This is a genomic window from Alysiella crassa DSM 2578, from assembly GCF_000745955.1.
GTDB classification, from domain to species: Bacteria; Pseudomonadota; Gammaproteobacteria; order Burkholderiales; family Neisseriaceae; genus Simonsiella; species Simonsiella crassa.
Genome location: NZ_JQKH01000058.1, coordinates 1 through 15,256 on the forward strand (window position 1 = coordinate 1; position 15,256 = coordinate 15,256).

The following is a 15,256-nucleotide window of genomic DNA, read 5'->3' on the forward strand; positions in this document are numbered from 1 at the left end:
CATCATATTGAAGACTGGCAGCAAGAAAGCGGTGAGGCGTTCTTTAAACGGCTGCTGATTGTGGCGCAAAGCTGCCTGAATGTTTGGCATTTGATGCGCGATGACAGTCCTGAAACTCGAGAGTACTGCTTGTTTTTAATGCGCTTATCGGGTAAGGCGACCCGTAGGCAAAGTCCGATTACTGCTCCCGCTTTGCTTTTGGGTTATCTGAAATTGTTGGCAGCCAAAGAACTGCTGGACGAGATGACACCTGATGAAATCCGTGCCGCCGTCGCACAATTTACGCAGAAAACAAAATTGTGTAGATAGTTATGGATGTATGCCCACCCACACTTTTACCTACCGCTTCGTGTGTGGTGGATTGCTTGCCTATACCATGTTGATGAACACGAATATGGCTGCCGTCCATAAAGACCCATTCCATATCAGGGTTTTCTGCTAAGTGTTTAAATAATTTGGTAAAAATTCCGCGTTTAGACCAGCGATTAAAAGCCTGATAAATGCTGTTACTTTTACCAAAACAACTTGGGATATCTGCCCATTGGCAACTGGTGCGCAAACGAAACAGAATGCCTTCAAATGTTTTGCGTAAATTTTTCTTGCCGTAAATGCCAAGCTGTTTCAAAATAGGCAACAGTCTTGACCATGTTTCATTGCTAAGTGTGGTTCTAGACATGGCAAAGATTTGAGATGTTTGTGTGGAAACAACATTTTAAACTCTTTGCCACTTTTTTTGAATTGTCAATAGCCCCTAGGAATTTGATAAAATTTCCTGATATAAATTAATGTATTCTTGAAATTTGTCAAATTTATTAAAATAATTTGCTTGGTTTATGCAGGCTTGAGAATCAAAATTCTTCTTTCTCAATTGTTTCAGATGTTCAATCACTGAACTTAAATCTCCTTTTTCTACAATAATACCACAATTAGAATTTAAACTTTCTGGACTACCACCTGTACGATATGTTAAAATGGGTGTGCCACAAGCTAAAGCCTCTAAATTTGTTGTTGGAAAAGTATCCTCATAGGTAAGATTTAAAAAAATATCAGCTTGGCTATATAGTTGTACTAATTCCTCAATACTATTTGTTCTTTCAATTGCTACAATATTATGCTTTGCTAGAATTTGTTTTTGTTGATTATTGACTCCTACCATAATAATTTGATATTCTGATAAATCTATATATTTAGAGAGACGAATAAAATCATTAAAACCTTTCCTTTCTCCCCATACACTTGCAACTCCTAAAATAATAAATTTATTTTTGTCTTTAGTCTTTATTAAGGGGGAAAATTTTTGTAAATCAATGCCATTTGCTATTGTTTTACACTCGTATTTTTGTAAGAAACTTTGTTGTATTTGTTGCTGTAACCAGAAAGATGGTGTAACAATTGTAAGATTATCAATACCTATAAATATTTTCTTCTTCCTCATATAATTTTGAGCAGAATTATCCACAAAACTTTTTGGATATTCCCTAATTTGTGGACACTCTCCACATTGTGTTTTCCATTTTTCACACCCTACTGCTTCATAATGGCTACAATGACCAGTAAATGACCAAGTATCATGTAAAGTCCAAACTACTGCTCGTTTATATTCTTTCAAAAAATCAAATAGCATTTCCACATTCACATAATAACCATGTATATTATGTAAATGAATAATATCAGGATTATAGATTTGGATTTGTTCAATCATTTTTTTTGTATATTCTTTTGAATAAAATCCAGCTTTATCTGTTAATCTTGCAAATAATACATGAAACCTAAAATCTAGCTCCGAACCAATTTTCCATACATTCGCTTTATCGATAACATCACCACGACCATAAATAATAGCACATTCGCCACAGTTTTTCTCAATTACTGTTTTCAAATCGCTAGCAATTCGACCCGTACTACCGAATTTATAAACGGAATTAATTTGTAATATTTTCATAGTATTATTTACCATATAAATTGTAGTACCGATTGATAAGGGCTAATACCTAAACCACTATTTAACTCAAATAAAGCAATAGAAATTGTTTTCTCAAACATTGCCCCCCCCCCTAATGATATAATAACTAGTAATATATATTTATGGCTCATATTACTTTCTGCAATATAAACAGCAACAAACATATAGTATATTGATAATGCAACCATTAGTCTGTTAAAAATGTAGACATCTAATGTTAAAAGCATAGATGCTACAAAAGCAATGGAGGTTAATATAACCAGTGAATAATTAGGTAGTTTTTGAATAGAAAAAGAAAATAAAACCAAGATTATTGCTGGTAAAATTTGTATTAATACCCCTAAACCACTTCCTAATTCACTTTCTCTATTATATTCATTAATAGCATATACAGCATATTTGCTATTTTCAAAAAATGAGTTAGAGAAAATCCCTTGTATTATATTAACTTGTCTAATAAGTATAATCACACCTATAAATAAGACAATTCCTCCAATCCAAGAAAGCCTAATTTTTGTTAAAAGCAACATGGGAGCTAAGAAAAATGCACTATAATGAAATCCTGCTGCAAATAATATGCTTAATATGAATTTTTTATTATTATAATTTAATAAGTGATGTACGCCATACACTATAATACCGACAGCTGTAAGTTGTCGTACAATACTTAAAGATGCTAAATACAAAAACAATAAATAAAATAATATAAACCAACCTTTTTGATTATAATAATTCGCTGTTTTATATATAAAAAAGGTTGATATAAAGGAAGTTGTTATAAATAACCATTGTTTATTTATTCCTAGTAGTACAATCACTTGGTTTAGCAAATAATAAATTGGTTCTAAAACTCCAAATTCATATAAATATAGATTGTCAAAAATATAGATATAGTTAGGGTAATCAGTACCAACATTATAACGTAGAGCAGAAACTAACCAAACAAATAAAAATGAAATTAAATATAATAGTTTTTTTATTCCTGTTACTTGGGCGTATTGGGATAAAAATACTAAGCCTCCTCCAATGAATAAAACTAGGTTATATATTAAATATGTTGTCCACATTGTTATATCTCAAAACTAGACTTCTCCGGAAACTTTTCTTCCAAAGCTTGATTGATTTTTTGCTTTACAAATTTAAAATCAGAAATATGAGCCGTATCATTTATACAGCACATTTTGTATGTACTATTTTTAATCATATTTACAGATTGTTCAATATTGTCATCTCTCAAATGATATGTACGACCTTGTTTCATAATTGATATGGGACTAAATTGCCCAGAAACTAATTGCCAATAACGCATTAAATACTGATTAATGTCTTTACTGTCTCGGAATTTATGGCTAGATACCTCATTCATTAAATCACTTTCAAGTTCCCAAACTCGTTCAAATGTCGATTTCAAAAAAGCTTGTGGCAAATGTGGGTCATAAAACCCTGTAAATTTTGGCCAAGGTAGTAAACAAAAACTTCTAAGTAAATTTACACCATATTTCAAATTCAACCATTTCCATATATTATTTTTTATTACCTGCTTTTTATGAAAATATTTATTTAATACTAGTAAATTATTCATAATAATATGAGAAACCCCATCACCAGCGTGAGCATTTAAAATCATTGCATCACAAGGCAAATCATTTTGAAAAAAATCTTCTTGCATCGTTGGGTTGAGTAAAAAAAAGTCATCATTAAAAAATACAAATTTTTCCGATAGCCCTTGAATTTTATGCAAATTAATTTCTATAACATGAGAGCTAAATGTAGGTAAATGCTCTAAATCTATATAATCTTGATGAGAGACTAAATTTAACTTAGGATGTGCTTTATTTAACCATTTTGGATAGTGTCCACAGGTTACAAAATGAATCTTTCTGACCCAGTTAGCATTTTTTTCTACTGCACGAAACCAATAGTGCAAATTATCCCAATCCCTAAATCTTTCACTACTTTCTCTTTGTTCACCATATTTATATTGCTGAAAAGATTTCAGCCACTCTTCATCATTATTATCAACCCATATTAGTACAAAATCGATTTCATTATTATTCATTTTTTAGACCTCAAATAAAATAAAGTAACCATAACTATCCGTAAAAATAATACTATAGCCTCTATTATAAGTACTAAACTTACTATATTTATTGCTGTAATAGCATTAGCATAAAACAAAACTATGAGACCAACCAAATACAACAAAGCTCCCACTATTACTGTGTAATTAGCCCACTGCACTTTTTTTACTACAGAAAATGCAGGATAACCAAATAACATAGAAATACCAGATAAACATAATATTATTAAAAATACTTTAAAATATTCATTTGCAGCCCTAAAATCTTCACCAAATAACAAAACAATTAAGTTTTCTGAAAATAAACTTAAAATATAAGTAAAAACAATCAATATAACTTCTAACCCTATTGCTATTTGTATTAGTAATTTAAGGTTGTTGTGTTTAATCATATATGGATATACAGCTTGAGAAACTATTCCTGTTGTCCCATTAGCAGCTGCATATAATTTTTCAGCAGAGCTATACAATCCTGAACTTACAGCACCATGGAAATGTCCTAATATAAGCGTATTAGCAGTTGTATAAACTGAAACTGCTAAGCGAGAAATAAAAAAACTAAAACTATATTTTACTTCTTGCCAAAGCATATCTAATTTAGGAGAAGCAATAAAATATTTTTCTTTATAAATATACCAAATAAATAAGTAGGTAATCCATAATTGACTTATAAGTAGACATAATAATGCAATATTTATATGTGTGTAAAGATTTAATAAGATTGATAATAAAGAAATATAAAATATTTTAGCAAAAACATTTGCTTTGGTAATATATGACATTTTTTCAATACCATGAAAAAACCATATACAATTATAAGCTTGACTAATAATAATTAAACTTACTAAGCCTAACGTCCAAATATTAATATTGGTTTGATAATTAATTAAAAATTTAAAATAAATATAAATACTAGAAATAATACAGGCAATTATTGCCAACATACTTTTAATTACAAAAATGTTCCCCAGTAGTTGTGCTATTTTTTGCTTGTTTTGTATATTTTGAGCAATTGTATGTGTTGCTGATAAATTAAAACCAAAATCTGTCAAAATATTTGCAATTGTACAAATGGCCAATAACATCATAACAACACCAAATTGTTCCACACCTAAAGTATTAGCTAATAAAGGCCAAGATAGAAGTGGTACAATGTAATTTATAATTTGTACCGTTGCTAAAGATAAAAGATTTTTTATAATTTTATGTTGTAATAAATTGTTTATCATAAATTATTCATATTTTAAAGAAGTAATATTCTCAAATATTCTCATTTGGAAATACAAAGGAATAATCAAATTAACTTAACGAACTCCATGACCAGTATATAGGATATTAATAGTTTTCAATAAAATAACCATATCTACTAAGAATGAAAAATTTTTAATATAATAAAAATCATATTCCAACTTGACTTGTATCGCATCACTATCCGAAACATACCCCTGCGTAACCTGTGCCCACCCAGTCAAACCAGGCTTAACAATATGACGATAATGATAAAACGGAATTTCTTGTTTAAATGCTGCTACAAAAACTTCTTGTTCGGGGCGAGGACCAACCAAACTCATGTCGCCACGCAAAATATTGTAGAACTGAGGCAATTCATCTAAACGAGTACGGCGCAAAAAACGACCAATTTTGGTAATGCGAACATCGTTTTCTTGGGCGAACTGAGCCCCATCTTTTTCAGCCTCGCTTATCATACTGCGAAACTTATAGATAGTAAACACTTTTCCATGTTGTCCAACACGTTGTTGTGTAAAGATGATTGATTCGTAGGGACTTTCTATTTTAATCGCCAAAGCGGTTAGTAGCATAAGTGGGAGACTAATCGGTAAGCTGATTAAAATCAATATCAAATCACTTACTCGTTTCACTGCCATATAGGCTGGCGATGGAATCAGCGAGCCCAAATCATTTTCATACAGATGGCGAATTTTCACACGCCCCGTCAGTGTCTCTTCAATTTGGCGAATATGGTAAACAGGAATATTATTCAGCGTGCAATCTGCCAAAAAATGCTGCCATTCTGCTGTTAAATCAGGGCTATGTAAATCCACAACAATCGCTTCAATTGGATTTTGGGGTAGGGCAGGCTGGGATAATTTTGTCCATTCGGTATGCGGCAATTGCTCGGCATCATGGGCATTGCCAAAGGGAATATACGCCATTCGTGCAGGAATTTGGGTACGATAATGGCTGTCATATAGAAAAAATAAGCTCGCTAATATACCATTAAATATAACAAAACTATTAGAAAATGTAATAAAAAATACCGCCGCTACTGCAAATACACTCGCGTACGCGATGCCTGCCGCGCGTAAAATTCGCAACCAAGGTTGTTTACCTGGGAAAGTGAGCAATTTAATCACAGACACCGCCGCCAGCGAATACGCCAAAAACGCAATCAGCATACTGTTAATGACTTTGGTGCTGAACAGAAATTCTGTTTGTTTAACAGGTAGATACACCATTGCTGTGAGTGCGACCAAAATCAAGCCTATACTCAAATAATGACTTAATGTGGGCGTACGGCTCATTAGGTTACGCAATGAGTGATATAAATTTTTCAATAAAGTGGTCGGCAATAAACGCGGCAGACTGCGTAAAATCAACATCAAGCAGCCTGAAAACGTAGATTGTAGATTTAATTGTCTTTTTAATTCAAATAATTGAACTTCGCTGCGAATATACGCCCAGCCGCGCCGCCGTTGCAACATCGCATTGCCATTTGTGCGCGCGTAAATCAAAATTTCGGGCAAATTCGCAGTCTGAACGCCCTGCGCCAGCATACGCAGCCACAAATTGTAATCTTCCATAAACGGATGGTGCTGATAACCGCCAGCCGCTTGCACAGCAGATTTTTTGTAAACCACGCTCATATGATTGAATGGATTACGTTTTTTGGCAAATACTGTGATTTGTTCATGCGTTTGTGGCACAAAACGGGTGTCGTGTGCTTGGGCAGGATTATGTTCAAATTCAGCAATTTGTGCGCCGAGCAAGGCAATTTCAGGGTGCGCTTGCAAATAGGCAGCCTGCAAAGCAAAACGATTGGGCGCAGCAATATCATCGCTGTCCATGCGGAAAATATATTCATGAGAACAATGATTTAAGCCAATATTCAGGGCTTTACCCAAACCCACATTTTCAGGCAGCCGCACAATTTGAATATTCAAGGCAGCCTGAAACGCCAGCACAATCTGTTCCAATTCATCGGAAATCGCGCCGTCAAACACCATCACAATTTCATCGGCAAGCCAAGTCTGTGCTTGCAAACTTTGTAAACATTCTTGTAAAAATGCTGGTTTTTCAGCATGATATAATGACATTAACACGGAAAATTTCATTTGGCAAACTCATATTCTAAAAATCGGGCAATATTTTTTGGGCTGACTTTACGCGCAAACCACGCACCATCGCGCTGCGCCGCCCACAAATCGTCCAGCGACAATTCATCGGGGTGATTTTGCGTGCCAGCCATGCGGATAAAGCGGCGATGGTCATTTATCCAATAGTATTTTTCAGGCTGCGTTTGCAAAATATGCTGGAAAAAATGTTCATCGGGAACGAGTTTTTTGGCAAAATAATCAGCAGGTTCACCTAAAGCGGCATTAAATAAATTTTGTAAAGTAGGACGTGTGGCGGAAAACCATTGACTACCTTGCCAGCCAATTTGTGAACTGGGAATAATTTTATCAACTAACACAATAATTTTGGTCATGATTTTGCCAATAAAATGACGTTGCCAGCGCGTGTCGGCGTGGGGGGCATTGAAACGAACACGATGGCGCAATCGGGGAATATTATTGCATTGTAAAAACAAGGTATTATCGGGTAATTCGGCAAAGATTTGGCTGATGTGTTCGGGCGTTTGCAAAGGCACGCAGTCACCGCTAATTAAATGAAAATACTGGTTATTTTGATTGGCAAGGGCAGCCTGAAACAAATTCAGCGTTGCCAAAATCATGCTAAAACCACCCCAAAAAATTTTGATGCGATTATTTAAAATATGCACATTTTCGTAGTCACGCAAAAAATCCAGCTCATTAATCGGGGCTTTTTGGTCATAATGAATATAATAATGATGTTGCGGATAATGCGCCGCTAAAGTCGCAATGTGGCGTGGTGGGCGGTGGCATAAAATCAGGTAGGCGTGAGACATGATTTTTCTATAGTATTTTTAATATATGGGCGGTTAATCTTTTCAGACTGCCTGAAAATTATTTTGTATCTTTTTTGTGTAAATATTTTTTCAGTAAAACTTGAGTAAAGTAGGCGATTTGCCAACCGTAATCGCGCCCGTGTGTTTGGCGCATTTGGGCGCGTTTGTTTTGGACGGCGCGGAGATAGGAAACATCGCGTGTTCGCAGGAAAATTTTAATGCTTTCGGCAACTATCATGCGCCAGTTTTTGTATTGCAATAATTGGATTTCTTCTTGAAAATCAGGATATTGTTTTTCTAAAGACATGGCTTTTTGTACGCCCCAAAACAGGTCATCTAAATGACGGTGCGACAGCGTGGCTAAAATGCTGGCGGGGCGTTGGCGGTAGGCGAGCAGGCTTTCAGGCAGCCTGAAAATCTGATTTGCCGCCAAATATAAGTAGGGAATGGTCATCATGTCTTCAAATAATTTTCCGACTTCAAATTGTTGATTTTCAAATAATTTTCTGTGATAGCAGCGCGACCAAACATACCATAAATTGGCTTTAAACGCATCTAAACGGTGGGTTTGCTGGGGAAGAAAATAGGGTTGATATAAACTTTGTATAGCATATTCGCCTTCCGTCCATTTGGTCGCGTCAAATTCTATGATGTCGGGCGCGTGTTGGTCTATGACGGCGAGTATTTTATCAAGTGCTTGATTATCAAAAAAATCATCGCTGTCTAAAAACAGCCAATACTCGCCTGAAGCGTGTGCCATGCCCGTGTTACGCGCGGCGGATAAGCCTGCGTTTTTTTGTTGAATATAGTGGTGGGCGATGGGGCGTTGGGCGAGTTGATTTTGGATAAATTGTTCAATTATTTCAGGTGTTTGATCGCTTGCGCCATCATTGACAATGACGATTTCAAGGCACGAATCGTGTTCTGGCGAAACATTGTCCAAAATGGATTGTAAGGCAGCCTGAACATAGGCGGCGACATTGTAGCAGGGGACGATGATGGAGAGCGTTTTGTTCATAATAGCTGGATGGGTATGTGCATTTTTTCCATTAAATCATAGAGATATTGGAAAGTTTTTTGTTGAAAAAGGGCGTGGTTGGGGCGCAGCGCAAACACGTGCGTGCGCTCAAACGCCGCGACATTCAGCGCGGCGGTGCTGGCAATGTGGTAAATATGGTATTCGGTGTCGGGGTGCTGCTGAATTTGTTGCAATAAATAATCTTCAAAAATCAATGGAGTGTGTATATAGTTTGTATTTAAATAATAGGTTTCGCGTGGGTGGGGAAAATAGTAGTCGGGTTTTATTTGGTCAATAATGGCGTGAAATAGGGTAATATTGTCATTATCTTGCTCAAAAAGGGGTTGCCCCAACAAAATGGTGTGGGTTTTCAGGCTGCCTGAAACGGGGTTTTGCGCCAAAAAAGCGTTATTTTGCCACAATTTTAGGGGAATGGTGGGGCTGGCGATATTATTTTGCGTGGGGTAGAGCGTGTGGTGGCAACCTGAAAGTTGGCGCAGGCTTTCGGTGCTGTGTTTGATTCCTTGTAAGTATCTGATAATTTTGGATTTTGTGCCGTAATATTGGTTGCGGTACAAAATGCTGTCAGGGTAGAGATTGGCGGTGCCATCGTCAAAAGTTTCCAATTTATTAAAGCGCAGGTGGCTGATGGGGTATTGGACATTGGGGTTGTCTATGCTGGCGGCATAGATAGTATCATATTGTTTTTTCAAATTTTTTGTTAATGAGAATAGGGCAATTTCGCGAAACCATTTATTTTGTGGCACGCGGACAAATTCGGCGTAATCGCACATTTGGGCGGTTTCGCGGTAGTAGTGTTGGAATTTGTCGTTTTCGGCTTCGGCGTAGCAAATCATCAGCAAATCGGCTGGGGTGGGCACGGTTTGGCGGATAAGTTGTTGGGCGATTAGGGCTTGTAGCGGGGTTAGGCAGATAAATAGGTTATTCATTTGATTGGATTTCTTGGTTTTCAGGCTGCCTGAACGTTTTTGGGTTCACGCACAAAATAATACAAAATCGGCAAAATGGCGAGATTGCCCGCTATCATGGCAAACGGAATCCATGCTAAGCCAATTGATGAAACCATCAATAAAACAAGGAGATAAATCCCAGTTGATGATAATGAAATCAAGCCAATCAGTTTATTTTGACCATAAAAAAATAAATAATTGACCAATAAAAAATAGGGAATGGTTAAGCCATAACCTATTAAAAATAAGCAAATATAATAATGTGTGCCGATATAATTTTTGCCTAAAAACCATGTAAACAGGCTTTCGGGCAAGAAATAGGCAATTGCGGCGAAAATCGGTGAAATCAGCGCGGCAATGATGGCATGGCGGCGCACTTTGCTGGCGTTCAGGCTGCCTGATTTCAGTGCTTGATAGTAATAGGGAACGGTGGCTTTGTTTACCGACATCAGCAGCATACTCAAAATGCCCGCCACTTGTAGCGCGGCGGCGTAAATCCCTAATTGTTCAGCAGAATAATATTGGTAAATCAGCACGCGGTCCAGTTGCCCTTTGGCGAAATTGCTGGCGTGGTGCAGCAAAAGTGGTGCGCCAAACGCCATAATATAGCTGCCTGAAAGCATGAATCTGCGCCACGTTAGGCGCGTTTTTTTTTCTTTTTGAACAAGGCGGTAGGCAATCATGGAAACCAGCGCATTCGCCAAAACCAGCGCGGCAAAACGCATGGCGATGGGCTGATTGGTTGTGGTTTCCAATAATAAAATGGTCAGCAGGCTGCCGAATACGCCGCTTGCGGTTTGAATGGCGGTGTAGGCTAGGGCGCGTTTTTGGCATTGTCGCCATGCGAGTTGGGTGGCGAGTATGCTTTGCGTGGCGGCGGCGCACACCACCGCCGCGAGTACGAGCGAGTTTTGTGCCCATGCAAAAATTAAGCCAAAACAAGCGAGTAAGGCAATATAACTGTAACCCGTCAGCATGAGATTGGCGAGATTGCGTTTGCCATAAAAATAATAATAGCGCGTGAGTGCGCCGTCTTGACTGAAGCCGAAAAATAGGGCGAGCAGCGACAAAATGGTTTGGTAATACGACAATTCGCCAAAGCCTGCCACGCCGAGTTTGCGCGTGAGATAGGGCAAAAGCAAAAAGGGTAGGGCTTTAGCGAACAGTTCGCCGAAGAGATAGATGGCGCTGTCTTTGAGTAGTTTCATGTTTCAGGCTGCCTGAAAATTAGTTTAGAAAATAATAAATAATATATAGGATAAATAATACAATGGGTATTAATTGATAGAGAGCTTGTTTTTTATTCATCAAATCTTCTTGTAAATGCGCCATAATCGCAGTTATGCCAATGTATTTAAATAAAAAAGTGGCTGCACACGCCATGATAATACCGTTGATAAGAAAATCGGTGCGATTTTGTGCGGGAGAAAAGTGAAACCACAGGATTAACCCCATAGGCACGACACAAACGAGTAACCAATGGAAAATAACTTTATTTTTCATGATGATAATATTTTTTCAGGCTGCCTAATTATGCCATCATTATAATACAGGCAGCCTGAAAATATCAGGAGAATATTATTGAAAGTAATCCCACGAAGTCGCCGTATTCGCTGCTACGTCTTTGCTTAATTTTTTGCCAATCAAATCATCAAAATACTTGGGCGGCAAACCAAATCCAGGGCGCACGCTGCGAATGCAGGTTTCATCAATCACATCGCCAGCCTTCAAATCTTTGACAAAATACAGCGAACGGCGGAATTGCACATTGCCCTGTTCGCTGGATTTTAAGCCGTAATTCACGCGCCCCAATGCTTGCCAAGCCGTTTTCGTGTCGCGGCAAAGGGCTTGCAAATCAGCAGGTTCTAATGAAAAACTGTCGTCTGCGCCGCCGCCATTTCTGTCCAACGTGAAATGTTTTTCAATCACGCACGCGCCCAAAACCACGCTGGCAATCGCGGTGGTGTTGTCCAAAGTGTGGTCGGACAAGCCCACCAACGTGCCGAATTTTTGCGCCATATCGGGCAAAGTCCGCAAATGGTAATCGGCGGCTGGGGCAGGGTAGCCGCTCACGCAATGCAGCACCACCAATTCTGTGCAACCATTTGATTTGGCTGTGTCAATCGCTTCGCCGATTTCGTCCGCGTCCGCCATGCCTGTGGAGATAATCATCGGCTTGCCCGTTTGCGCGACATATTTAATCAATGGCAAATCAATCACTTCAAATGACGCGATTTTGTAGGCGGGCGCGTCCAAACTTTCCAGCAAATCCACCGCCGTAAAATCAAAAGGCGAACTGAAAATCGTGATGCCGACTTCTTTTGCGTATTCAAACAATGGCTTATGCCAATCCCAAGGCATATGCGCTTTTTGATACAGTTCGTGCAAAGATTGCCCATGCCACAATCCACCCTGAATCATGAAATCGGGGGCGCGACTGTTGAGCGTAATCGTGTCGGCGGTGTAGGTTTGGATTTTGACTGCGTCTGCGCCACATTGTTTGGCTTGTGAGATGATTTTAAAGGCATTATCCAAGCTACCGTTGTGGTTGGCGGACATTTCCGCGATGATGTAGGGCGCGTGGTTGTTGCCAATGGCGCGGTGGTTGATGTGTATGGTTTGCATGGTTTTATTTTATGAAATCAAATTGAAAAATTGAAAAGGGGAATTGTAACATTTTCAGGCTGCCTGAAATTTATCTTGCCAAAAAATCCGTAAAAAACGTACACTTTAATTTTTATTTCAACAATCTGGATTTTAAATGATGAAATTTCCCCAGCATAAATTGACTAAATTATTGGCTGCTGTATTGGCTGGTACATTCGCATTGTCTGCGTTGGCTGAACCCAATATCACAACAAGCACTGGCATTCCTGTTTCAGGTCAATCTGACAATAATTTTGAGACAGATTTGAAATTGGCGCGACAAGGTCAAGTAAAAGCACAGGTTAATATTGGTTTACGTTATTTACGAGGTATTGGTGGCATGGAAAAAGATTATACGCAAGCTAAAATATGGTTAGAAAAAGCTGTTGAACAAGACGATGACACGGCAAAAAATAATTTGGGTATGATGTATCTGAAAGGTTGGGGCGTGGAACAAGATTACGCAAAAGCCAAAGATTTATTTGAACAAGTAACAAAAAAAGGTAATGCAAATGCACAAGTTAATTTGGGTATGATGTATCTGCAAGGTTGGGGTGTGGAACAAAATTATGCCAAAGCCAAAGATTTATTTGAACAGGCTGTGGCACAAGGTAATGCCGAAGCTCAAAATAATTTGGGATTGATGTATCAAGATGGTTTAGGTGTGGAAGTTGATTATGTTAAAGCGAAAGCATTATATGAGCAGGCAGCTAAACAAGGTGTAGCAAGCGCACAATATAGCTTGGGTATAATGTATGAAGGAGGTTTAGGCGTAAAACAAGATTATGTAAAAGCAAGTGTTTTATTTGCGAAAGCAGCAACACAAGGTCATGCACAAGCTCAAAATAATTTAGGTTGGCTATATCTACAAGGTTTGGGCGTAAAGAAAAATTACGTTAAAGCAAAAGCATTTTATGAAAAGGCTGCTGCACAAGGTCATGCGCAAGCCCTAAATAATTTGGGGACGATGTATGTACAAGGTTTAGGTGTAAAAAAAGATTATGTGAAAGCCAAAATTTTATTGGAACAAGCCGTTGTGCAGGGGGATACAGATGCACCAGCAAATCTCAATTATTTGCGTAAAAATGGTTTTATCCAGTAAATTGTAAAATTCAGGCAGCCTGAAAATGATTTTTCAGGCTGCCTGAATATTATTTCACGCTCAAATCATACCGCGCCACAAACTGTTTACTTTCATCAGCTTGCAACACAGTCAACCCCAAACCATTATTAAAACAATCGGGCGCACCACTCAAATTTTCAATCGCCACGCAATCGCGTTCGGGCGGAATGTAGATTTGCAAATACGGATAATTTTGCAGCGCGTGAATTTGTAAAATCAAATCATCGCTTTGCAAAATACATGATACATCTTCTTGATTATTCAATACAAAACTGTTGTCCAACTCCACGCCGTGCAAACTTTCGGCTGCCTGAAAACGGCTTTCAGGCAGTGTGTTGCCCGTTGGCAGCAGATTGTCATCAAATTCAAGCATTTGCTGGGCATTGATTTGCAAAGCCCAATCGTCCACTTTGCCACCCAGCGTGAAATACGGGTGCCAGCCATCCGCAATCGGCAGGGCGCGGCTGCCTGAATTGTGGACGCGGGTTTCAATTTGCAAACCCTTGTTATCCAAAACATATTTCACATTTAATTGATACGAAAAAGGGTAGCCCGAATTGTCGTTGGCGTAATCGGCGGACAATTCCAGCCACGCACCGTGTTCATCTGCGCCGTGATTTTGGATAGCAAAATCCGCGTCATACATCAAACCGTGAATGGCGTGTCCGTTCAAAACGTGTTTTTCGCAAACATATTCCGTGTTTTCAAACACATAGCGGCTTTCGTTCAAGCGGCAGGCAAAGGGGCTGAGTTTTGCGCTGCGAAAACCGTTGGTGATTTGGCTACGTGCTTGATTTTCATCGTCAAATGCGGCAATCACATTGCGCCAGCCGCCATTTTGTTGCACGGCAAAACGGTTCAAAATCGCGCCAAAGGGGAAAATTTCCGCTTGGTGGGTTTCACTTTGTAAAACAATGGATTGGGGATTGATTTGTATCTTAAACATGGTTTTTTCCTGTTTTCAGGCAGCCTTTCAGTACACGACAAAAAATCGGACGACCTGTTTTGGGTTTGAAAAATAGTCCAAAGTTGCCATCATCAACATGGCAGCTTTGGCAAGCTGCTCTAAACCAACACGAAAAATACCTTGCGATAAACGTTCATGAGATTTAGGCTTAATTGGATTAAGCGCATGTTGCCAACGCCCGATAACATAAGCCCAAGCCAATGTAACTGCCAGAATCGCAAACAACTTTTCCATTTTAACAGGGTCAGTCATGTGCGTGGCTTCCAAGTCAAAACCGCGTTTTTTCAGGCAGCTAAACAGCATTTCAATTTGCCAGCGCT

General features: G+C 38.4%; 13 protein-coding genes and 3 pseudogenes. 2 read left to right on the top strand and 14 right to left on the bottom strand.

Annotation, left to right across the window (positions count from 1 at the left end):
- Window positions 1-309: pseudogene (locus tag Q338_RS14865) on the top strand (hypothetical protein); the annotation flags it as partial.
- A 4-nt stretch (window positions 310-313) separates the two neighbouring features.
- Here Q338_RS14865 and Q338_RS08785 read toward each other — a convergent pair.
- From Q338_RS08785 to pseI, 12 genes and pseudogenes are all read right to left on the bottom strand, one after another.
- Window positions 314-676: pseudogene (locus tag Q338_RS08785) on the bottom strand (IS5 family transposase); the annotation flags it as partial.
- 75 nt (window positions 677-751) lie between these two features.
- On the bottom strand, window positions 752-1,942 hold the full coding sequence (locus Q338_RS08790) for a glycosyltransferase (RefSeq protein ID WP_034294380.1): 1,191 nt from the start codon (window positions 1,940-1,942) through the stop codon (window positions 752-754).
- An 8-nt stretch (window positions 1,943-1,950) separates the two neighbouring features.
- On the bottom strand, window positions 1,951-3,030 hold the full coding sequence (locus tag Q338_RS08795; protein WP_034294353.1) for an EpsG family protein: 1,080 nt from the start codon (window positions 3,028-3,030) through the stop codon (window positions 1,951-1,953).
- Between the two features lie 2 nt (window positions 3,031-3,032).
- Complete coding sequence (locus Q338_RS08800; protein WP_034294356.1) at window positions 3,033-4,022, bottom strand: stealth conserved region 3 domain-containing protein; 990 nt, start codon at window positions 4,020-4,022, stop codon at window positions 3,033-3,035.
- Window positions 4,019-5,272: an oligosaccharide flippase family protein gene (locus Q338_RS08805; RefSeq protein WP_034294359.1), complete on the bottom strand. Its 1,254-nt coding sequence runs from the start codon at window positions 5,270-5,272 to the stop codon at window positions 4,019-4,021. The genes Q338_RS08800 and Q338_RS08805 overlap by 4 nt, the downstream gene beginning before the upstream one ends.
- A 75-nt stretch (window positions 5,273-5,347) precedes the next feature.
- Window positions 5,348-7,378, bottom strand: coding sequence for an exopolysaccharide biosynthesis polyprenyl glycosylphosphotransferase (locus tag Q338_RS14100; RefSeq protein ID WP_244773708.1), 2,031 nt, complete (start codon window positions 7,376-7,378; stop codon window positions 5,348-5,350).
- Between the two features lie 14 nt (window positions 7,379-7,392).
- The gene (locus tag Q338_RS08820; protein ID WP_034294361.1) at window positions 7,393-8,211 is read right to left on the bottom strand and encodes a beta-1,6-N-acetylglucosaminyltransferase; all 819 of its coding nucleotides are present in this window, start codon (window positions 8,209-8,211) and stop codon (window positions 7,393-7,395) included.
- A gap of 58 nt (window positions 8,212-8,269) precedes the next feature.
- Window positions 8,270-9,229 (bottom strand): glycosyltransferase family 2 protein, encoded by a 960-nt coding sequence (locus tag Q338_RS08825; RefSeq protein WP_034294363.1) that lies wholly within the window; start codon window positions 9,227-9,229, stop codon window positions 8,270-8,272.
- Complete coding sequence (locus Q338_RS08830; protein WP_034294366.1) at window positions 9,226-10,179, bottom strand: glycosyltransferase family 52; 954 nt, start codon at window positions 10,177-10,179, stop codon at window positions 9,226-9,228. The genes Q338_RS08825 and Q338_RS08830 overlap by 4 nt, the downstream gene beginning before the upstream one ends.
- A 20-nt stretch (window positions 10,180-10,199) precedes the next feature.
- Window positions 10,200-11,408, bottom strand: a complete 1,209-nt coding sequence (locus Q338_RS08835; protein WP_034294368.1) for an oligosaccharide flippase family protein — start codon at window positions 11,406-11,408, stop codon at window positions 10,200-10,202.
- Between the two features lie 19 nt (window positions 11,409-11,427).
- On the bottom strand, window positions 11,428-11,703 hold the full coding sequence (locus Q338_RS08840) for a hypothetical protein (protein WP_034294370.1): 276 nt from the start codon (window positions 11,701-11,703) through the stop codon (window positions 11,428-11,430).
- A gap of 75 nt (window positions 11,704-11,778) precedes the next feature.
- On the bottom strand, window positions 11,779-12,825 hold the full coding sequence (pseI, locus tag Q338_RS08845; protein WP_034294374.1) for a pseudaminic acid synthase: 1,047 nt from the start codon (window positions 12,823-12,825) through the stop codon (window positions 11,779-11,781).
- 136 nt (window positions 12,826-12,961) lie between these two features.
- Between pseI and Q338_RS08850 the strand changes: the two genes are divergently transcribed.
- The gene (locus Q338_RS08850) at window positions 12,962-13,948 is read left to right on the top strand and encodes a tetratricopeptide repeat protein (protein WP_084693576.1); all 987 of its coding nucleotides are present in this window, start codon (window positions 12,962-12,964) and stop codon (window positions 13,946-13,948) included.
- 49 nt (window positions 13,949-13,997) lie between these two features.
- Here the strand turns inward: Q338_RS08850 and Q338_RS08855 are convergent, their stop codons facing one another.
- Together Q338_RS08855 and Q338_RS08860 are read right to left on the bottom strand one after the other, a co-directional pair.
- Complete coding sequence (locus Q338_RS08855; RefSeq protein ID WP_034294376.1) at window positions 13,998-14,915, bottom strand: aldose 1-epimerase; 918 nt, start codon at window positions 14,913-14,915, stop codon at window positions 13,998-14,000.
- Window positions 14,916-14,942: 27 nt separating this feature from the next.
- Window positions 14,943-15,256 (bottom strand): annotated as a pseudogene (locus Q338_RS08860) (hypothetical protein); the annotation flags it as partial.